The following is a 20,261-nucleotide window of genomic DNA, read 5'->3' on the forward strand; positions in this document are numbered from 1 at the left end:
GCGCAAACCTGATTAGAGATTTACTACACAGCGAGTCGTTGGCGCTACCTACCTTGGGAGGAGGCGGGCAGCGCCGCTACGGCATCCACCTCGATTAGCATCCCGTCCAGGGCCAGTCGCGCAACCGGTATGAGCGTGCAGGTAGGTTTGGTAGCCTGGCCCCAGGCGCGGTCTACGGCGTCCACCCATTGCTTGAGGCGTGCCTGGCTATGATCGACGATAAGCAGTGTGAGCTTGCACACGTGCTCAAGACCCGCGCCTTTGCTGGACAAGGCCAGCGCCAGATTGGCAATGGCCTGTCGAGCCTGGCCGGCGAAATCAGGGGACAGCGTTCCACTGGCCTGCTCCCCACCTTGACCCGCGATGAACAGCAGCCTGCTCCCGGAAATCACGTCAGCCACATGGGAGTAACCGTTGCCACTGGGGTCATACAGCGATTGAGGGTTACTCAGGTCAAAGGCGGAGGTCTGCATGGCATTGGCTCTCGGTCTGTGGAATGAACGCCGAGTATCCAACCTCAAGCAGACCTGAGGTCAAGGGCCGAAAGCGGCCCTGAGCGTGACATTAGAATTACAGCAGCGATGCCGCCAGACGCCCCCGCGCCTGGCCCGCGATTCACTTCTCTTCCAATACAGCCTTGCCCTTAACCGCGCGAGGCCCGCGCCAGGCCCAGATCGGCAGGCCAGGGAACGGTGCCCACACCACGAACACAATCCACAGCATCTTGCGCTCGGCGCGCCGATCGCTGCCCATGATGTGCCAGATCGCCCAGATCTCCAGCAAAATCAAGATGATTGCCACCACGAACCAAATCGTTCCGATTTCCATGAGCTTCCTCCCATTGGCACTTACCCTATTGATTCCCCAATAACGCCTAGGGTTCCGTTGGATTTGAACGGCGCCAGCACGCATGCAACCTCCCTGCCCCAGGCCGACGCCCAGCGCATGCCTGAACACGACCTGCACATTGGCGCCAGCCACCTTGCCGATTGTCTTTCCAAGGGGCACCGGCCACACTTTGGTGCGAAGCCAGGAAGCGGAGTCCAGCGTGTCCACACCCCGTCAGTTCAGCAAAAAGAGCAGCACCAGCAACATGCTGCGGTTAAAGACCAGCAGCGCCAGCGTTGAAGCGCCCTATCGGGTCGACTTCGTTTTGCTCGAACACTTTTCCATGGCCAGCTTCACCGTGGCCATGGACGTACTGGTCACGGCTAACCTTTTGCGCGCCGACAGCTTCCAATTCACGCCCTTGTCGCTTGCCGGTGACCGCGTACTGAGTGACCTGGGGCTCGAGTTGATCACCACCGAGCTTTCGGCGACCGCCCTCAAGCACTTGGACTTGCTGGTGGTCTGCGGCGGCTTACGCACGCCGCTCAAATACCCTGAACTCGACCGCTTGCTCCAGGACTGCGCTTCCCACGGGATGGCCCTGGGCGGCTTGTGGAATGGCGCATGGTTTCTCGGGCGCGCCGGAGCGCTGGATGACTACGGCTGCAGCGTTCACCCCGAACAACGTGCCAGCCTTGCCGAACGTAGCCCGCAGACGCGTATCACGCCTGCAAGCTTTACCCTCGACCGGGACCGGCTGAGTGCCGCCAGCCCAAACGGGGCGATGGAACTGATGCTGGGACTGGTACGACGGCTGTACGGTGATGGCCTGGCAGAGGGCGTCGAGGAGATTCTGTCCTTCTCTGGTGCGCGCTATCGCCAAGTGGGTCCCGGGGCCAAGAAGTCGATGAGTCTGCACCTGCGCACCATCGTCGAGCTGATGGAAAACAACCTCGAAGAAACCCTCAGCCTGGACCAGTTGGCGGCTTACAGCGGCCGGTCCCGACGCCAGATAGACCGGCTGTTCCAGGCGCAGTTGGGCACCTCCCCCCGGCGTTACTACATGGAACTTCGCATTACCAAGAGTCGCCGCCTGTTGCAGTACTCCGATCTCTCGGTGATGGAGGTGGCGGTAGCGTGCGGCTTCGTCTCGGTGTCGCACTTCAGCAAATGCTACGCCGCCTACTTCGGCTATCCCCCGTCGCGTGAGCAGCGGCTGGGGGATTGATGGCTGCTGTCATCGACTCTTTTTTCAAACTTCAGTTTGACGCAGCGGCCGGCTGCGCTGGAGGGGTCAGGTGCAGCACGCGATCACGTCCGCCTTCTGCAAGCCAGTAACCACCGCTGCCATCGGCCACGATCGACTGCGGCGCCTTGAGAAACGAGAGCACGGCCTGGCGAGTCCCATCGGGCTTTATGCGCAGCAGCCGCGCCCGGTGAGTGTTGTCTTCACTGATCCAGAGGCCACGCTGGTCGCAAAACAGGAATGTAGGGTTGTTGAGGCCATCGATCACCACAGGGTCCTTGCCATCCTTGGACAGCGCCCGGACCTGCCCTTCGGCTTTCTCGGTATACAGTAGCCGGCCACCCCCGCATCGGGTCAAACCTTCGGCTTCGGTCAGGCCCGCACGCAACACCTCCACCTGGCCGCTGCGCCAGTCATAGCGCAGCAAGCGGCCATCACCCTTGCGGTCTTCGATGGCGAAAAGGTGGTTGCCCTCGTTCCAAAGGCCCTGTACCGCAATACCCTCGAAAAGTGGTGTGACGTGGCCATCGACCGCCAGACTCACCGGCGCCAGGCCACCTTCCTGGCTGAAGACCCAGCCCCCTCTTGCCGCCACCATGCCGTCCGGCTTAGACAGCTTATCCACGAGCACTTCGCGCTCACCGTCCGCAGCAATCTTGAGAATGCTGCCGCGACCATCGTCCAGCTCTTGGCTGACCAACAGGCTGCCGTCGGCCTGGGGAAGCAGTGACGCAGCCTTGTCCACATTGCGGTGCACGACCTCGACCTGCCAGCCCGAGGCGGCTTGCACGGGGTAGAAGCTTTGCCAGGCGAAAAACCCGAGGGTTGCGACTACAAGGCCAGTGGTAGCGGTTAGCACGATGCGAGTGCTGCGTGTGCGCAGGAAGGTAGACATGGAGAACTCCTTGATTCTGCTAGGAATGCTACCAACGGGATGTGAAAAAAACGTCGACAGCGCACAACTGATTACAAAACAAAAGGATATAAAAATAACTAAACAGTCTAATAATTGGTAATAAAAAAATTGAAGAAGCGCGCTCATGTGCTTATTTTCTGGTGCTCCTGTTGAACTGAACATCAAGGATCGCGCCATGCCCCACCCCCTCTTTTCATCACTACGTCGGCGAGTACTGGGAGGGCTAATGGCCTCGCTTACCGGCGCCCTGCTGTTAGCCGGACCGGCCCAGGCGGGGGAAAACAGCACCCTGCGCATCGGATACCAAAAATTCAACAGCCTCAACATCCTCAAAGGCAGCGGTTCGCTGGAAAAGGCCCTTGCCCCTCAAGGGGTGAGCGTCAGCTGGCATGAGTTTGCTGCGGGCCCTCAGTTGCTCGAGGCGTTGAGCACGGGTGCCATCGACGTGGGGCACGCTGCCGATGCGCCTTCGGTGTTTGCCCAGGCGGCCGGCAAATCCGTGGTCTACCTGGCTGCTGAACAGCCCTATCCACGTGGGATCGGGCTGGTGGTGCGCCAGCAGGACACTCTCACGCACGTGCAGGATCTGAAGGGCAAGCGCGTGGCCACTGGCCGGGGGTGGAATGCCCAGTATTTGCTGGCCGTGGCTTTGCAACAGGCAGGGCTGAGTTACCAGGACATCACCCCGGCGTACGTCAACAACGCAGCCGACGCGATAGCCGCGCTGCAGTCAGGCAGCGTTCAGGCCGCTACGCTATGGGACCCGTTCCTGGCTGCAGCAGAGCGTCAGCCAGGGCTGAAAAACCTGCGTGACGGGACCGGCTTGACCAATAATCGCACTTTCTATTTGTCCACCGCCCACTTCGCGGACAGCAACAAGGCGTTGCTCAGAACATTCTTCAGCGAACTGGCCAAAGCCAGCCAGTGGGCCAATGACAAACCTGCCGACGTCGCCGCATTGCTGGCACCGCAGCTTGGCATCAACGCCGATGTACTGGAGGTGGCGAGTCAGCGACGCAACTACAACGCCGTGCCGGTGACGCCAGAGATCGTTGCCGAACAACAGAAGTTGGCAGACACCTTCCAAGGGCTTGGCCTGATCCCCCGCAAACTGAACGTAGCCGAAGCGGTTTATCCCGCTTCCGTGCTGCCCTGAGGCGAGGTCAGCCTATGCCCCGCCCTATACGCTTCAACGCCTTCAGCATGAATGCTGCCAGCCACCAATCGCCTGGATTGTGGCGCCACCCACGCAACACCAGCACCGATTTCAACCGCCTGGCCTACTGGACCGACCTGGCGAGGCTGCTCGAACGCGGTGTGTTCGACGCATTGTTCATTGCCGATGTAATGGGCATCTATGACGTCTATCAAGGCAGCCCAGGCCCGGCCTTGCGCGGCGGCGTTCAGGTGCCGGTGAACGACCCGATGCTGCTGGTCCCGGCCATGGCCGCTGTGACCAAGCACCTGGGTTTTGGGGTCACCTTCTCGCTGACCTACGAGCATCCCTACCCCTTTGCCCGGCGCATGTCCACACTCGATCACCTCAGCGACGGGCGCGTGGGCTGGAATATCGTCACCGGCTACCTGAACAGTGCCGCGCGTAATCTTGGGCTGGATCGACAACTGGGGCATGACCAGCGCTATGACCTGGCCGAAGAGTATCTGCAGGTGCTCTACAAGCTCTGGGAAAAAAGCTGGGACGAGGATGCCCTGGTGCTGGACCGTCAGACTGGCCGTTACGTCGAGCCAACCCGTGTACACGCCATCGGTCACCTCGGCGAGCATTTCCAGGTACCTGGTATTCACCTGTGCCAGCCCTCCCCGCAACGGACCCCCGTCTTGTTTCAAGCAGGCGCATCTGCGCGTGGTCAGCAGTTCGCTGCAAGGCATGCCGAGTGCGTGTTCATCAGCGGGCCTACACCCACGGTGCTGCGGCGCTACGCCGATGGTGTTCGTCAGGCCAGCGAAGCGGCAGGACGCACGCGTGACGATGTGCTGATCTATGCCCAGGCGTTACTGATCGTCGCGCCCACCCACGAGCAGGCGCAGGCACGCTTTGCCCAATACCGCAGTTTCGTCGACATCGAAGCAGCCCTGACACTGCTGTCAGGGTGGACCGGTATCGACCTGGATGGCCTGGACCCTGATGCGCCGATCCAGTACGTGGAAAACGATGCAGGCCGTGCGGCCCTGGCAGCCTTCACGGCGGCTGACCCTAGCCGCCAATGGACAGTGCGCGAAGCGGCGCAATTCATCGGGCTAGGAGGACGCGGGCCCGTCCTGATCGGTACGCCAAGTGATGTTGCCGATCAGTTGGAGACATGGGTCGATCAAACCGGTATCGACGGTTTCAACCTCACCTATGCTGTCCAACCTGATGACCTGACCCACGTCGTGGAGTTGCTCATTCCTGAGCTGCAGCGCCGTGGCCGTTATCCCAAGGGCTACGTCGATGGCACATTGCGCCACAAGTTGTTCGGCGAGGGAGACCGCCTGGCGGCACACCATGTGGGTAGCCAGGTGAGCATTCAGCTAACAAATACCGGGTATTCCAACATTTAATTTGTAGATGCTCGGCGCGCCACCCTATCCTGTGTCCACGTCCCCTGCACCGCACCGGCCGGTGCGGTCCACGGCATGGGGATAGAACAACAAGTCGAGAGCATTCATGTCGAACCACGCCTATTTCGCGCCCCACGGCGGCCACCCGGCTCAAACCGAGCTGCTGACCGACCGTGCCATGTTCACCGAAGCCTACGCGGTCATTCCCAAGGGCGTGATGCGTGACATCGTCACCAGTCACTTGCCCTTCTGGGACAAGATGCGCATGTGGGTCATCGCCCGGCCGCTGACAGGGTTCGCCGAGACGTTCTCCCAGTACATCGTCGAGGTGGCGCCTGAAGGCGGGAGCGAACGGCCTGAATTGGACCCCAACGCCGAAGCGGTGTTGTTCATCGTCGAGGGCGAGCTGGACATCACCGTCGAGGGCCAGCACCACACACTGGTGCCAGGGGGCTATGCGTTTCTGGCGCCTGGCGCCGAATGGAGCTTGCGCAACAACAGCAAGGCCAATGTCACCTTCCACTGGCTGCGCAAGCACTACCAGAAGGTCGAGGGGCTGGACGTGCCGTCCTCATTCGTGACCCATCGCGACAACGCTACCGTGATCGAGATGCCAGGTACCGAAGGCCGCTGGAAAACCACCCGCTTCGTCGACATGGCCGACATGCGCCATGATATGCACGTCAATATCGTCACGTTCCAACCAGGTGGCGTCATTCCGTTCGCTGAAACCCACGTCATGGAGCACGGGCTTTACGTTCTCGAAGGCAAGGCGGTCTACCGCCTGAATCAGGACTGGGTCGAGGTAGAAGCCGGCGACTTCATGTGGCTGCGCGCCTTCTGCCCGCAGGCCTGCTATGCCGGCGGCCCTGGCAACTTCAGCTACCTGCTGTACAAGGACGTGAACCGTCACGTGCACTTGACGCTCAACCCCAAGCGCTGAAGTCAAAAGACCGCCTGCCGGTCGACGAGGCGCACCCACCAGGGTGCGCCAACCCGCCGTTACTCAACCACCCCACACGCCACGCGCGCACCACCGCCACCCAACTTCTCGGGGTGGTCGCTGTGGTTATCGCCACCTGCGTGCACCATCAAAGCATGGCCTTTGAAGTCCTCAGCCTTCAAGCGCGGTGCCAGTACTGGATAGGTTGCCTTGCCATCGGCACCTACATACAACGCCGGCAGGTCACCGCGGTGACCGCTGTCATCATAAGGGCCTTTGTGCGCGTTGGTCGATTGAGGGTCCCAGTGGCCCCCTGCTCCCCCTGCTGGCACGGTTTTGCCTGCGTCCTGCGCAGGTGCGCAGGACGGATTCTGGTGCAGGTGGAAACCGTGCACACCCGGTGGCAGGTCTTTGAGGTCCGGAGTCAGCAGCGTTCCGTACTTGTTCTGTTCGATACTGATGGTGCCGATCGACTTGCCTGGGCCATCGGCGCCTGCCAGCTTGAGCTCGACGGTCTGGGCGGCTTGGGCCAGGCCGGTAGTGGCCAGCAGGGCAGCGATTACAACTGCTTTCATAGGGTTCTCCATGGCGTGGTGAAGGCGGACGTCATACCCGCGTTGTGCATGGGACTGCATCATCGCGCAGTCATTCCCTTGTGCCACAGCCTGAAACACTTAAAGGCTACCACCGGCCAACAGCTGCTTGAGCACCTGCGCCAAGTCCTTGACCGTTGGATCGGCGGTCGGGCGGTGCACGATGACGATCTCATAGCTGTCGACTTCGTCCAGCCCCTGCTCGACGCCCAGCACGCGATGCTCCGTGGTGGCGGCGCGCGGCGGTAGCAGGCTGATGCCCATGCCATCGGCGACCGCGGCCTGGATGCCACTCAGGCTCGAACTGGTGAAGCTGATACGCCAGCGCCTGCCACTGCGCTCGATGGCGGTAATCATGTCCTCGCGGTACAAGCCCCGCGGCGGGAATGTCACCAACGGCACCGGGTCCAGTTCAAAGGCAGGCAGGCGCGCGCTGTCGATCCATTGCAGGCGCTCTGGCCAACAAGCGACGCCTTCGCGACTGTTGCGTCGTTGTTTGAGCAGTACCAGGTCCAGCTCGCCATTGTCGTAGGCCTGGCTCAGATCCCGGCACAGCCCACTGGTGACCTCCAGCTTCACCTGCGGATTGAGCCGACTGAAGGCCGATAGGGCGTGGGTGGTCGATCCGCCCACGAAGTCTTCGGGCACACCCAGGCGCACCGTGAAGCCGACCATGGCACCGGCCAAGGCTTCGAGCATCTGGTCATTCAGGGCCAGCATGTGCCGGGCGTACCCGAGCAACGTCTGCCCGGCGTCGGTCGGGAGCACGTCGCGGTTGCCACGGACCAGTAAACGATGCCCCACCATGTCTTCCAGGCGCCGGACTTTCTGGCTGATGGTGGACTGGGTCGAATGCAAGCGAGCGGCAGCCGTGGTGAAACTGCCGCAGTCGGCCACCACGACGATCGCCCGTAAGAGGTCCAGGTCGAATAAGGCCCTATTCGGTTTAACGTTATGAGACATGCGAGTATTCGACAAATGAATGGGAGGAGCGTTTTCTAGCACGCGCCTGTACAGCTCGCAACGCTGGCCTTAGTCCCCCAGTGCCACGCCCTCCCGGCGCGGGTCGGCACCCCCCGACCAGTCTGACCCAGCTCGCCAAATGACTTGCAGGCCGCTGGTCATGTCCATTGGCGTTACCGTGTGGCCCCACGCCTCGAGCTGGCGGATCAACGCAGCGCTGGTCAACCCTGATTCCACCTCGGTTGCGCCGTTGCGGCTGCCGAAATTGGGCAAACCGGCGGCTTGCTGGGGGTTCAGCCGCCAGTCCAGCAACCCGATGAGTGCCTTGTTGACGTAACCGATGATCTGCGAGCCGCCGGGCGAGCCAAGGCTGGCCACCAACGCCCCATTGCCTCGGGAGAACACCAACGTTGGCGCCATGGCTGACAGGGGTCGCTTACCCGGCTGAACGCGATTGGCCACTGGCCTGCCCTGTTCCCGGGGCACGAACGAAAAATCGGTCAGTTGGTTGTTGAGCAAGAACCCTTTGACCATCAGGTGCGAGCCGAATGCGCCTTCTACCGAGGTGGTCATGGCCACGGCATTGCCTTGGTCATCAATGGCGCTTACGTGGGAGGTGGCTATGCGCGGTGGCGATCGGTCAGGCGCGAGCGTCAACAGCGCACCCTTCGGATAGCCGGGGCTGGCCTTGTTCATGCTGCGCTCACCCACCTGACTGGCACGCTGTGCCAGGTAGCCCGGGTCGAGCAGGCCCTTGAGCGGAACGGGTACATAGTCACTGTCGGCCAGATACTGGGCGCGATCGGCATACACCAGTCGTTCGGCTTCGGCAACCAAGTGCACGGCGCGTGCTGGCGCCTCCAAGGTGGCAGCAGTGGTCGAGGGGACGGGTGTGAGGTGGGCTAGATCGTCCCTGGCCGATCTGCGTTGCAATGCCTCCAGTATGCCCAAGGTCTGCAATACCGCCACGCCCCCGGAGGATGGGGGTGGCATGCCGCATACCTGCCAAGCTTTGTAGGGCCCGCAGACAGGTTCACGCTCGCTGGCGCGGTAGTGCTTCAGGTCATCGATGGACAGATACCCTGGGTTAGCGTGGTTATGAACAGCGGCCACCATGGCCTGCGCGACCTCGCCGTTGTAAAACGCCTGCGCGCCGTGCTGCGCGATCTGCTCGAATGTGTCGGCAAGTGCGGGGTTACGCAGTCGTGTGCCTACCGCAAGCGGGCGCCCCGTCGCGTCCAGAAAATAGCCAGCCATGCTGGGCGACCTAGCCACGAAGGGGTCAGCCTCCAGCAGCGCGTGTAGCCGTGCCGAGACTGGGAAGCCGGTACGGGCCAATTCGATGGCGGGTTGGAACAACGCTTGCCAGGGCAGGACGCCGTGCTGCTTGTGGGCCAGCTCCAAGGCCCGCAGTACGCCTGGCACCCCCACCGCTCGCCCGCCTATCTGGGCTGACCTGAAGGGTATGGGTGCCCCTTTGTCGTCGAGAAACAGCCGTTCGGTCACCTGTGACGGCGCCGTTTCCCGGCCATCGAATGCCTGCGTCTTTTTCCCGTCCCAGTGGAGGATAAATGCACCGCCGCCGATCCCACTCGATTGGGGTTCGACAAGTGTCAGTACCATTTGCATCGCAATCGCCGCATCCACCGCGCTGCCCCCGGCGCGAAGGATGCGTTGTCCAGCCTGGCTAGCCAGCGGGTTGGCGGCTGCTACCATATGACGCTTGGCTGCCACCGGCTGCAAGCCGGCGCGATAACCGGAGCCAAGTTCGGGTGCTACGGGCAGCACTTGCCTGGCCTGGGCTAGGTTACAGGACAGGCTCAGGCACAGCGCGCTGACGGATACAAAGAGAGGGTTCATACAGCCGCTTCCTGCGTTGGGCCTGGCATCGATGCCAGGCTGTCGAATCGAAAAGGGGCGCTGACGCTTTTAGGTAAGCATTCTGGCTGGGCGAGGATAACGCGACTGCAACGCCCGGGACCATCGACGCTCACGCGGTTGTTGCGCGGTTCGATTCCTGTCGCTCACCTTGACGTATACGTAAAGCACGCTTCAGGATGGCGGCATATCCTGTCCAGAGCCCTGGTATGAGTACCCAGACCTACAGCATTTCCGACCTGTCCCGCGAGCTGGACATCACCACGCGTGCCATTCGTTTCTATGAAGAGCAAGGGCTGCTTCGTCCCGAGCGACGCGGCCTTGAACGCATCTATTCGGCGCGGGACAAGGTCAGCCTCAAACTTATCTTGCGGGGCAAGCGTATCGGCTTTTCGCTGGCAGAATGCCGTGAGTTGATCGAGCTGTACGACCCATCGGGCGGCAACCTCAAGCAACTCAACAGCATGCTCGCCAAGATCGCCGAGCGGCGCGCCCAACTGGAACAGCAAATGCTCGACATCCACCAGATGCAACTCGAACTGGACACTGCCCAGGAGCGCTGTGAACAGGCGCTGGCTTGCACGCTTGCCAATAAAGACCACGGTTGACCGTTACAGGAACCTCATCATGTCCTTGCCTGAAAAAGTTCGTCTGGTAGAAGTTGGCCCTCGCGATGGGCTACAGAACGAAGCCCAGCCCATCCCTGTTGCCGACAAAGTACGGCTGGTGGACGACCTGACAACGTCTGGCGTCGCCTACATCGAAGTGGGCAGTTTCGTTTCACCCAAGTGGGTGCCGCAAATGGCCGGTTCGGCCGAGGTGTTCGCGAGTATCGAGCAGCGTGCGGGCGTCACCTACGCAGCCCTGGCGCCCAACCTGCGAGGCTTCGAAGATGCCGTGGCGGCGGGCGTCAAGGAGGTGGCGGTATTCGCCGCCGCGTCAGAAGCGTTCTCGCAGCGCAATATCAACTGTTCCATCTCGCAGAGCCTGGAACGTTTCGAACCCATCATCGAGGCCGCGCGAGCCCAGGGTGTGCGGGTGCGTGGGTATGTATCTTGCGTACTCGGCTGCCCATACGAAGGCTCGGTCCGTGCGGAGCAGGTGCTGCCGGTGGCGCGCGCCCTGCACCAGATGGGCTGCTACGAGGTGTCGCTGGGCGATACCATCGGCACCGGTACTGCTGGTGACGTCCGACGCTTGTTCGAGGTGGTGGCGGGCCATATACCCCGCGCGCAATTGGCGGGGCACTTCCACGACACTTACGGCCAAGCCCTGGCCAACGTGTATGCGAGCCTCCTTGAAGGCATCAGCATATTCGACAGCTCAGTGGCGGGTTTGGGTGGCTGCCCCTATGCCAAGGGCGCGACGGGTAACGTCGCAACCGAAGATGTCGTTTACCTGCTTGATGGGTTGGGCATCGAGACCGGTATCGACCTGCAACGCCTGATCGAGGCCGGGCAGCGCATCAGCACGGTGTTGGGAAGGGCCAACGGATCGCGCGTTGCACGTGCGTGGCAGACGCGCTAGGTCATCAAGGTGTCACGTCCGTGTGGGTGAAGTGTTACCGCTTAGCGAAGACGAGGCCAGATACGGGTATCACGGAAACATCTGGTGTGGTTTTACCGACGTCGCGCTTTTGCGAATTTCTTCATCCCATTGATTCAAAAGGATTTTTAAAACCTGGCACGCGAACTGCTATATCTCTTGTATAACAAGAACAACAAAGCATCACTCAATAAAAATAATAGAGAACGGCTCTGACAGAACAAGAACAACACGGCAGAGGCGTAGCAAGCAGATTTTTTTGGAGTCGACCCGCGTTCCTGGGGCAAGCCCCGCGAATTGGCACAGAACAACAAAACTACCTCCAGGTAGCAGCAGCCAACTCGGATCGTACGTGATGAAGGTCGGTCAGCGCTCAAAAAAATACGTTTGCTCTTGGCCCCGAATGGGGGCCTTGCACCACCCGGGCAGGCTGACAAAAACAACAACAGGCCAGCCCTAATAATAAAAAGAGCAAGCAGCAACGCTTTGGGGGGAGCTTCGGCTCCCCTTAGTGCTTATCCCTCCTCCTTCTGCTTCTCTTCGTGCTTGCCCTCGGCCTTCTCGACCAGCATTGGCATCGTGCCCAACACCAACAACGCGAGCACCGTGCTTATCAATGCGGTGGCCTCCCGGCCCATCCCAGCGGCAGTGCCTATGGCGGCGGTCATCCAGAGGCCAGCGGCGGTCGTCAACCCTTTCACGTGGCTGGTGTCCCGTCCGTTGCCTTTCAGGATGGTGCCCGCCCCGAGAAAACCGATGCCGGCGACGATGCCCTGGATCACGCGGCTGAGGGCCTGTTCGTCGGCGCCTGCCATGCTGGGCGCCAGCACGAACAGCGCAGCACCGAGCGACACCAGCATGTGCGTGCGCACCCCGGCAGACTTGCCCCGATGTTCCCGCTCGAACCCCAATACCGCGCCGAGCAACGCTGCCATCAACAAACGCACAAGAATGCGTGTCACCTCGTGCGCATCGGTCACGTCTGCAAATTCGATCTGGATCGCGTGCCAGATAGTTTCCATCCTGTACGTTCTCTTCTAAGGCTGGCTGCTTGGCGAACGTCAGGTGCCTAGGTGGCAGGGCCATGCTTGCCCCAAGTGCTAATACACCAACCACGGCCCCCATACGATCGTGCTTGCCGGCAATGGGCTGCACAGCTGCACCCAACACCGGGCCCAGCATCCCCTCTTCACATTCATGGACCCTGAGTGCCTCTGCAAAGTGCCGTTGAGCCAAAGGGTGCAACGATGTCCAATACCCTGCGGTCAACCGTTCGAATCACATCAGGAGACTTGTCATGCCAGTGGAAATCGATGCCCAAACCCAACGCTGCACGCTCATCAATGATCAGCAACGTCTTGAAGGCGCCGCCTGCGACGTCGAGATCTTGACTGACGAGCAAATGCGCATGTCAGTGGCGGTACTGGCCGAGATGCGCACGCCTATCACCGAATTAGAGGCAGATGCCCTGACGGTGGCCGGTGCGGTCGATAGCCGCAGGCATCTGAAGAGCACCGCGCCAGGCTCGATCATATAGGGGGATGCACGGCATGCGGCGCAACTGATATGGTTTTTATCGCCAAGGCTGAGCCTGTGCTGCTAGCAGAGTGAAGGCCATAGTGCACAGGCCTGATTCAGGCTAGAAGAGCACGGAGCCATGACCGATAGAACGCCTTACTCAGTGATCGCCGCTGTTCCTGCCAATCCTTCCCGGCGCACTCGCGAAGCCGCCATCCACACGCGCAGTTTCAACGGGCTGTTTCGCACCCTGCGCATTGGTTTCGCCGGCGCCCTGTTCGCCCTGTTCTTCGGCACTGCCTGGCTGAACTGGAACGGCCGCCAGGCCGTGCTGTGGGACCTGGAGAACAGCAAATTCCACATCTTTGGCGCTACCTTCTGGCCGCAGGACTTCATCCTGCTCTCGGCGCTGCTGATCATTTGTGCGTTCGGCCTGTTCGCCATCACCGTCTACGCCGGGCGCGTCTGGTGCGGTTACAGCTGCCCGCAAAGTACTTGGACCTGGTTGTTCATGTGGTGCGAAAAAGTCACTGAAGGCGACCGCAACCAACGCATCAAGCTGGCCGCAGCCCCCTGGAGCGTGGACAAAGCCGCCCGGCGCATCGCCAAGCACTCGCTCTGGCTGGCCATAGGGCTGGTCACCGGCATGACCTTCGTGGGCTACTTCACACCAATTCGTCCGCTGGCGGCCGAATTGTTGACACTCCAACTGGGCGGCGTAGCGCTGTTCTGGGTGTTGTTCTTCACAACGGCCACGTACTTCAATGCCGGCTTGCTGCGCGAAGCGGTCTGCCTGCACATGTGCCCCTACGCCCGTTTCCAGAGCGTGATGTTCGATAAGGATACCCTGGCCGTCGCTTACGATCCGCGCCGTGGCGAAGCACGTGGCGCGCGCAAGAAAGGCAGCGACCCCCGCGCCCAGGGCCTGGGTGACTGTATCGACTGCACCTTGTGCGTGCAGGTTTGCCCTACTGGCATCGACATTCGCGACGGTTTGCAAATGGCCTGCATCGGCTGCGCGGCCTGTATCGATGCCTGCGACGGCGTGATGGACAAGATGGGCTACCGACGCGGGCTGATCGGGTACAAGTCCGAGCACAGCCTGCAAGGGGGTACTACGCACTGGCTACGGCCACGCCTGCTCGGTTACGCCGCAGCACTGCTGGTGATGATCGGTGCCTTGTGCGTGGCATTGTACCTGCGGCCGATGGTATCGCTGGATGTGATCAAAGACCGCGGTCTGTTCCGCGAAAATGCGATGGGTCAGATCGAGAACATCTACCTGCTCAAGGTGATCAACAAGACCGAGCACACTCAACACTACGCGCTTCGGTTGCTCGATGCCGAGGGCTTTACCCTGCAGGGGCAGACAGCGCTTACTGTACCCGCCGGCGACATGAGCGAAATGCCGGTGTCCGTGGCGATGCTGGCCGACCGACCCGAAAGCAGTGCGGTGCCGCTTACATTCGAAATCAGCGAACGCGACGACGATTCGGTGCGCAGCGTTGCGCACAGCCGCTTCGTGGCGCCCATGAACCGATGACGCCTACACTCCACTTTTCTTGCCTGCCAGGCTTCGACAGAAGGCCACAATGAAACGTTACGAACGCTTCGCCGACGACATCGCCGAACTCATTCGCTCCGGCGTACTGGGCCCTGGTGAGCGCGTGCCCTCCGTGCGGTACGCTAGCCAAACGCACGGGGTCAGCCCCTCCACGGTATTCCAGGCGTATTACCTGCTGGAGCGGCGTGGGCTGATCCGCGCCAGGCCGCGCTCGGGCTACTTCGTCAATGCCCATGCGACTCGCCAATTCAGCGAGCCTCAAGCGCTGCACCCGATCAGCGAGTCCACCGATGTGGACGTAAGTGCCCTGGTCTTTTCCATCCTCGACTCGATCAAAGACCCCAACACGGTACCCTTTGGCTCAGCCTTCCCGAGCCCATCGCTATTCCCTCTCCAGCGCCTGTCCCGGTCACTGGCCAGCGCCAGCCGTGCCATGGACCCTCGGGTGGCGGTCACGGATCTGTCGCCCGGCAACCCGCAACTGCGACGGCAGATTGCCCTGCGCTACATGGTCGGCGGACTGATGCTGCCGATGGAAGAACTGCTGATCACCAACGGGGCACTGGAGGCCTTGAACCTCTGTCTTCAAGCTGTCACCCAGCCAGGTGACCTGGTTGCAATCGAAGCGCCCGCATTTTATGCCTGCCTGCAGGTATTGGAACGGCTCAAACTCAAAGCCGTCGAAATCCCCGTACATCCCCGCGAGGGCATGGACCTGGAGGTGCTCGCCCAAACGCTGCAAAAACACCCGGTCAAGGCGGTGTGGTGCATGACCACGTTCCAGAACCCGGTCGGCGCGAGCATGCCGGAGGCCAAGAAGCAGGCGTTGGTCGAGCTGGTGACTCGCCATCAAGTGCCCCTGATCGAAGACGATGTCTACGCCGAGCTCTATTATGCCCAGCAGGCCCCCAAGCCTGCGAAAGCATTCGATACCCAGGGCCTGGTCATGCATTGCGGCTCCTTCGCAAAGAGCCTCGCCCCGGGCTATCGCATCGGCTGGGTCGCCGCTGGGCGGTTCGCACAGAAGGTCGAGCGGTTGAAGCTCATGACCTCGCTCTGCGCCTCGATGCCGGCCCAGGCTGCCATCGCCGACTACCTGCAGCACGGTGGCTACGATCGGCACCTGCGCAAGTTGCGTTATGCCCTCGAAGGCCAGCAAGCCAATATGCTGGCAGCGATCGGGCGTCACTTTCCGGCACAGACACGTGTCAGTCAACCGTCAGGGGGGTATTTCCTCTGGCTGGAGTTACCGCAACAGATGGACGCGCTCAAGCTGTTCCACATGGCGCTGGCGCAAGGCATCAGCATTGCCCCGGGGCCGATCTTCTCGCCCACCCGGCGCTTCGGCAACTGCATCCGGCTCAACTATGGCAGTCCCTGGAACGAAGGTGCCGAACAGGCAATGGCCACCCTGGGGCGGATCATTCGTTCTTTCTGAGTTGTGCCTTTAACCTCTCATGCACACACGGCTATAGTTGTCGAAATTTCCAAGCCCAATTGCCCGCATGACATCACAAACGACGTTGGACGACCGCGCAGCCTTACAGGCCAGGCTGCTTGAGCTCGAGGCCGAGCACGAGCAGCTGCGCCTGAAGGCTGCTGCGTATGACGCCGTCGTCGAGCAAATCGATGAAGGCCTGTGCATCTTGCAAGTGCTTGAGGATGAGCACGGCCAACTCAATGACTATCGCTACCTGATGTACAACGAGGCCTGCGCCCGCCACACTCTTCATGTCAAAGAGGTGGGTTTGACCGCAAGGCAAACCATTCCTGACGAAGTGGACCAATGGCTCCCACATTTCGCCGAGGTGGCTCGCACGGGTGTGCCCATGCACTTCGAACAGCGGCTGGCGGTCTCGAATCGCTGGCTGACCTTGAAAGTCAGCCGCCTCGAGCCCGCCTGCGAGCGAACATTGCTGGTTCTGTTCACCGGCAGGCCCGACGAAAACGCTGACGTCAATCAGTTGCAGGCGCTCAACCAGGAACTGGCACAGCAAGTAGACAGAGAGCTTGCCAGTCGCAAGCTGCTGGGCAACTTGGTCGATCACAGCGTTGCCAACGTATTCGCGGCCGATTGCAGCTTCAGGCTGCTGGCGATCAACCGTACCGCGCAGGAAACCTTCAAGCGGTGGCGCGGCCTGGTGCCCAGGGTTGGTGAGTACATCCCCGACTTCATCGCCGACCAGCCGGATATCGTCAAACAATTGAGCGGGCTGTGGCCAAGGATCATGGCGGGTAAGTCTTTCGTGGACACCGTTGCCATTGGCCTGCAATCGGATGTCCGTCACTACGAGGTGCGCTACAACCCGCTGCTCGATGCCGACCAGGTCGTGCAGGGTGGTTTCATGTTCGCCTATGACATCACCGAGCGCGTCGCTGAGCAGCAGCGCCTTGAGCAAGTGGAAGAAACCCTGCGCCAGTCCCAGAAAATGGAGGCCATCGGCCAGCTGACTGGCGGGATCTCCCATGACTTCAACAACTTGCTCGGCAGCATAATGGGTGCGCTGGAGGTTGCCGCTCAGCGGCAGACCGAAGGTCGCTATCCGGATGTTGCCAGGCTCATCGGGTTGGCCAGGCAGGATACGAAGCGGGCGGCTACCCTGGTGCAACGCCTGCTGACCTTCGCCCGGCAACAAAAACTGACCCCACAGACGGTCGACGTCCATGCGTTGGTGACCAGCATGCACGATCTCATCAAGAGCTCGTTGCACGCCAGCATCGAGTTCCAGGACCACACCACGCCTGGACACTGGCTTATCCAGGTCGACCCTTCCCAGCTGGAAAACGCGTTGCTCAACCTGTGCATCAATGCACGCGACGCCATGCCTTTAGGCGGGATGCTGGACATTCGCAACAATGACGTGCGGGTGCAGCCTTCGCTGGCCGACCGTCTTCACTTGCCTGTAGGCGAGTACGTCAGGATTTCTATCAGTGACACCGGCGTGGGAATGAGCAGCGATGTGGCAGAACGTGCCATGGAGCCGTTTTTCACCACCAAGCCACTTGGCCAGGGATCGGGACTGGGGCTACCCATGGTCTATGGCTTCATTCGTCAATCCGGCGGTCAGGTGAAGATCACCAGCACGCCGGGGCAAGGCACGTGTGTGGACCTTTATCTACCCAAGGACACAGGCCAGATCGCGCTGAGCATTGCCAACGTACCAACGCCATCCTGGCCATCCCGGCAGGATAAACATCTGGTCATGCTGGTGGAGGACGAAGACACGTTGCGTCTGGTGATAGAGGAACTGCTGATTGATCAAGGGATGGAGGTGCGCGCCTTTGCAGAAGGCTCGCAGGCCTTGGAAGCTTTGAGGGCCGGCCTGCAGCCGTCGCTGTTGATCACCGACATCGGCTTGCCAGGCAGAGTCAGTGGCAAGCAGCTGGAAACCGCCCTGCCCGACTCGGCAGCCCTGCTCTACATCACTGGCTATGCCGATGAACAGGGCGTCGCCATGTCGCGTAAGGGTGCAGTGATGTGCAAGCCCTTTGCACTGACCGCGCTGGTCGAACAGGTGGCCCTGCTGCTGGCCGGCCATGACGCTGGCTCGAACAGGCGCGTTTGATGATGCGGGCGGCCGGTTATCTTCCGCCACTTAGGTCGATGAATGTACCTGTCGAATAGGAAGCTTTGTCAGACAGCAGCCAGATGATCGCCTCGGCCACCTCCTCGGGCCGCCCGCCTCGGCCCATGGGCAACCCGGATTCGAGTTTGCAGACCCGATCTGGGTCACCCGAAAGCGCATGAAAGCCTGTATGAATGTAACCGGGCCTGACCCCGTTGACCCTTACACCTTCCGCAGCTAGCTCTTTGGCAAGGCCCAGTGTGAACGTGTCGAGCCCTCCTTTCGAGGCGGCGTAGTCGATGTACTCGTTCGGCGACCCGAGTCGGGCGGCCAGGGATGAGACGTTGACGATGGCCCCGCCATTTCCGCCGTGTCGTGCGGCCATACGCAGTACGGCGTGCTTGGTGCAGAGCATGGGGCCGACGATGTTGGTCTTCATCATGCTGAGCAATCGCGACTCGGTCATGTGCTCGAGACGGGTTTGGGGAGCGATGGTGGCGGCATTGTTTACCAGGGCCGCGATAGGCCCCAGATCTTTATCTATACGCTGAAACATCGCGATAATCTCGGCTTCGCTGCTGACATCGGCGCGCACGGCAATAGCCTTGGCACCCAGGGTACGGACTTGGCTGAGGATGGCTTGGGCAGCTTCATCGTTGCTGAGGTAGTTGATGCACAAGTGGTAGCCATGCCGGGCAGCTAACAGTGCAGTGGCAGCACCTATACCGCGGCTGGCGCCGGTAATCAGGATGACAGGGTTCATAAGGTGTCGAATAGATTGAGGCTGTGGTTTGACGATAGAGGACATTTAAGTAGGTTGCCAGTTAAGCGGGCGGTGATGGGAATGAGCAGGCGAATTTTCAGTTGGGCATTAGTGCTTGAAGTGATCGACTGAACCTTACGCAGGATAAGCGTGCGTTGTCGGCAACACCTAAATTGAAGTCCAAGAACGCTTATAGGAAGTGCGTCTCACAACGAAACTTCCTACGATAAGTTAAGAACATCCCTGCGCGACGAAAACAGCAATTAATAATATAAAAGATGGCAACTGGAACACTGTCCTGATCACCCAATCGCCGCGGTGTGCATGACCGTCCACACAGAGCCATTGCCATGGAACAAACCCGTACGCAGCGTCACGACTTCAGCAACGGGGGGTCGCACGATGCCCAACGCTGCTTCGACTGCCAGAGGCCGGCAACTTTCCATCAGCTCCGTGGCAACGGTCGGCAGCAACGATCGTTCCAGGCAAAGAGGAGTTGGTGAGATGAGGAATGCGAGTAACGATCGTCAGGATGACAACACGGGCCTTTTCGATGCGATGGCTAAGCCAGGAACGGCGGAAGGAAGATCCGTTACTGCCCCCAACACGCGCGCACAGGCACAAATGCCTTCGCAGGGTTACCGCGCCGACCCCGACTTCAAACTACGCGGCGGCTATGCCAACCCCATGCTGGATGCCGCCGCTCCCCTGTTCGGCCTGGTGATTCGCCTGCGCACACTGAACTCACTGCCGAACATCAAGGCCGTGCATCAACAGGTACGCAACCAGATCCACACCATCAGGGAAGAAATGCGCCAGCACGGCTACGAGCACGCTCAGTTGCTCGCGTACTCCTACGGCCTGTGTCTGTACCTCGATGGTGCAGTCATTGAACGGCCTTGGGGCAAAGCCAGTTGCTGGAGCCAGGAACCCCTGCTCAGCATCTTCCACGACGAAACCTGGGGTGGGGAAAAGTGCTTCACCGTGCTCTCGCGCCTGATGCAAGAACCCAAGCGTTATCTGGATGCATTGGAGTTCATGTACTTCGCGTTGTGCCTGGGCCTCAAGGGCAGGTACGCCATTGCGCCGAACGGTGAGGCGTCGTTGAACGCCCTTATCCACCAACTCCACGGGACCATCCGTGAACTGCGCGGACCCACGCCAGAACACGTGTGCGATCCCTACCCCCATGTGACTCCCCGTAACTTACGCATGCGCCGGCAATGGCCGTCGTGGAGCCCATTGCTGGTATCTGCCGGGGCCATGGCCGTGGCCTACAGCATCTACAGCTACCGGCTGCACCTGATTACCACTGAGGTGCTGGGTTCGCTGAACGGCATCTTGCAGCAGTGAGTTGCAGAAAGACGCCAACAACT

General features: G+C 60.7%; 19 protein-coding genes. 11 read left to right on the top strand and 8 right to left on the bottom strand.

Annotated features, from left to right (window positions below; translation table 11 throughout):
* Positions 1–44 precede the first annotated feature (44 nt).
* Together MOP87_RS10875 and MOP87_RS10880 are read right to left on the bottom strand one after the other, a co-directional pair.
* Positions 45–473: a RidA family protein gene (locus MOP87_RS10875; protein ID WP_242809473.1), complete on the bottom strand. Its 429-nt coding sequence runs from the start codon at positions 471–473 to the stop codon at positions 45–47.
* Positions 474–615: 142 nt separating this feature from the next.
* The gene (locus MOP87_RS10880) at positions 616–828 is read right to left on the bottom strand and encodes a PLDc N-terminal domain-containing protein (RefSeq protein ID WP_023535666.1); all 213 of its coding nucleotides are present in this window, start codon (positions 826–828) and stop codon (positions 616–618) included.
* A gap of 220 nt (positions 829–1,048) precedes the next feature.
* On the opposite strand from MOP87_RS10880, the gene MOP87_RS10885 reads away from it, so the two are divergent.
* Entirely contained in the window at positions 1,049–2,056 is a 1,008-nt protein-coding gene (locus MOP87_RS10885) for a GlxA family transcriptional regulator (RefSeq protein ID WP_027914899.1), read from the top strand.
* Between the two features lie 31 nt (positions 2,057–2,087).
* Here the strand turns inward: MOP87_RS10885 and MOP87_RS10890 are convergent, their stop codons facing one another.
* Entirely contained in the window at positions 2,088–2,969 is an 882-nt protein-coding gene (locus MOP87_RS10890; protein ID WP_242809475.1) for a hypothetical protein, read from the bottom strand.
* A 196-nt stretch (positions 2,970–3,165) separates the two neighbouring features.
* Here MOP87_RS10890 and MOP87_RS10895 point away from each other — a divergent pair, with 196 nt between their 5' ends.
* From MOP87_RS10895 to MOP87_RS10905, 3 genes are all read left to right on the top strand, one after another.
* Positions 3,166–4,146 (top strand): aliphatic sulfonate ABC transporter substrate-binding protein, encoded by a 981-nt coding sequence (locus MOP87_RS10895; protein ID WP_242809477.1) that lies wholly within the window; start codon positions 3,166–3,168, stop codon positions 4,144–4,146.
* Positions 4,147–4,160: 14 nt separating this feature from the next.
* Positions 4,161–5,552 (top strand): LLM class flavin-dependent oxidoreductase, encoded by a 1,392-nt coding sequence (locus MOP87_RS10900; protein ID WP_206405511.1) that lies wholly within the window; start codon positions 4,161–4,163, stop codon positions 5,550–5,552.
* Positions 5,553–5,658: 106 nt separating this feature from the next.
* Positions 5,659–6,495 carry a bifunctional allantoicase/(S)-ureidoglycine aminohydrolase gene (locus tag MOP87_RS10905; protein WP_023535538.1) on the top strand — a complete coding sequence of 279 codons (837 nt, stop codon included), beginning with the start codon at positions 5,659–5,661 and terminating at the stop codon, positions 6,493–6,495.
* Between the two features lie 59 nt (positions 6,496–6,554).
* Here the strand turns inward: MOP87_RS10905 and sodC are convergent, their stop codons facing one another.
* The 3 genes from sodC to ggt form a co-directional block, all read right to left on the bottom strand.
* The gene (gene sodC, locus MOP87_RS10910) at positions 6,555–7,070 is read right to left on the bottom strand and encodes a superoxide dismutase family protein (RefSeq protein WP_023535661.1); all 516 of its coding nucleotides are present in this window, start codon (positions 7,068–7,070) and stop codon (positions 6,555–6,557) included.
* A gap of 99 nt (positions 7,071–7,169) precedes the next feature.
* Complete coding sequence (locus tag MOP87_RS10915) at positions 7,170–8,051, bottom strand: LysR family transcriptional regulator (RefSeq protein WP_027914895.1); 882 nt, start codon at positions 8,049–8,051, stop codon at positions 7,170–7,172.
* 69 nt (positions 8,052–8,120) lie between these two features.
* Entirely contained in the window at positions 8,121–9,911 is a 1,791-nt protein-coding gene (gene ggt / locus MOP87_RS10920; RefSeq protein WP_027914894.1) for a gamma-glutamyltransferase, read from the bottom strand.
* Positions 9,912–10,138: 227 nt separating this feature from the next.
* On the opposite strand from ggt, the gene MOP87_RS10925 reads away from it, so the two are divergent.
* Together MOP87_RS10925 and MOP87_RS10930 are read left to right on the top strand one after the other, a co-directional pair.
* Complete coding sequence (locus MOP87_RS10925) at positions 10,139–10,537, top strand: MerR family DNA-binding transcriptional regulator (RefSeq protein WP_028687491.1); 399 nt, start codon at positions 10,139–10,141, stop codon at positions 10,535–10,537.
* 19 nt (positions 10,538–10,556) lie between these two features.
* Complete coding sequence (locus MOP87_RS10930) at positions 10,557–11,456, top strand: hydroxymethylglutaryl-CoA lyase (protein ID WP_028687492.1); 900 nt, start codon at positions 10,557–10,559, stop codon at positions 11,454–11,456.
* A gap of 533 nt (positions 11,457–11,989) precedes the next feature.
* Here MOP87_RS10930 and MOP87_RS10935 read toward each other — a convergent pair.
* The gene (locus MOP87_RS10935) at positions 11,990–12,496 is read right to left on the bottom strand and encodes an MgtC/SapB family protein (protein WP_027914891.1); all 507 of its coding nucleotides are present in this window, start codon (positions 12,494–12,496) and stop codon (positions 11,990–11,992) included.
* A gap of 275 nt (positions 12,497–12,771) precedes the next feature.
* On the opposite strand from MOP87_RS10935, the gene MOP87_RS10940 reads away from it, so the two are divergent.
* The 4 genes from MOP87_RS10940 (at position 12,772) to MOP87_RS10955 (ending at position 18,122) form a co-directional block, all read left to right on the top strand.
* Positions 12,772–13,011 carry a DUF3203 family protein gene (locus tag MOP87_RS10940; RefSeq protein WP_059183964.1) on the top strand — a complete coding sequence of 80 codons (240 nt, stop codon included), beginning with the start codon at positions 12,772–12,774 and terminating at the stop codon, positions 13,009–13,011.
* A 120-nt stretch (positions 13,012–13,131) separates the two neighbouring features.
* Entirely contained in the window at positions 13,132–14,535 is a 1,404-nt protein-coding gene (ccoG, locus tag MOP87_RS10945) for a cytochrome c oxidase accessory protein CcoG (RefSeq protein ID WP_088523489.1), read from the top strand.
* A gap of 49 nt (positions 14,536–14,584) precedes the next feature.
* The gene (mapR, locus tag MOP87_RS10950) at positions 14,585–15,994 is read left to right on the top strand and encodes a GntR family transcriptional regulator MpaR (RefSeq protein ID WP_059183962.1); all 1,410 of its coding nucleotides are present in this window, start codon (positions 14,585–14,587) and stop codon (positions 15,992–15,994) included.
* A gap of 67 nt (positions 15,995–16,061) precedes the next feature.
* Positions 16,062–18,122, top strand: a complete 2,061-nt coding sequence (locus MOP87_RS10955) for a PAS domain-containing sensor histidine kinase (RefSeq protein ID WP_082693208.1) — start codon at positions 16,062–16,064, stop codon at positions 18,120–18,122.
* A 16-nt stretch (positions 18,123–18,138) separates the two neighbouring features.
* Here the strand turns inward: MOP87_RS10955 and MOP87_RS10960 are convergent, their stop codons facing one another.
* The gene (locus MOP87_RS10960; protein WP_028687497.1) at positions 18,139–18,885 is read right to left on the bottom strand and encodes an SDR family oxidoreductase; all 747 of its coding nucleotides are present in this window, start codon (positions 18,883–18,885) and stop codon (positions 18,139–18,141) included.
* Positions 18,886–19,443: 558 nt separating this feature from the next.
* Here MOP87_RS10960 and icmH point away from each other — a divergent pair.
* Positions 19,444–20,238, top strand: a complete 795-nt coding sequence (gene icmH, locus MOP87_RS10965; RefSeq protein WP_242810544.1) for a type IVB secretion system protein IcmH/DotU — start codon at positions 19,444–19,446, stop codon at positions 20,236–20,238.
* The last annotated feature ends 23 nt before the right edge of the window (positions 20,239–20,261 follow it).

This window comes from Pseudomonas sp. I3-I5 (assembly GCF_022699445.1).
GTDB classification, from domain to species: domain Bacteria; phylum Pseudomonadota; class Gammaproteobacteria; order Pseudomonadales; family Pseudomonadaceae; genus Aquipseudomonas; species Aquipseudomonas fulva.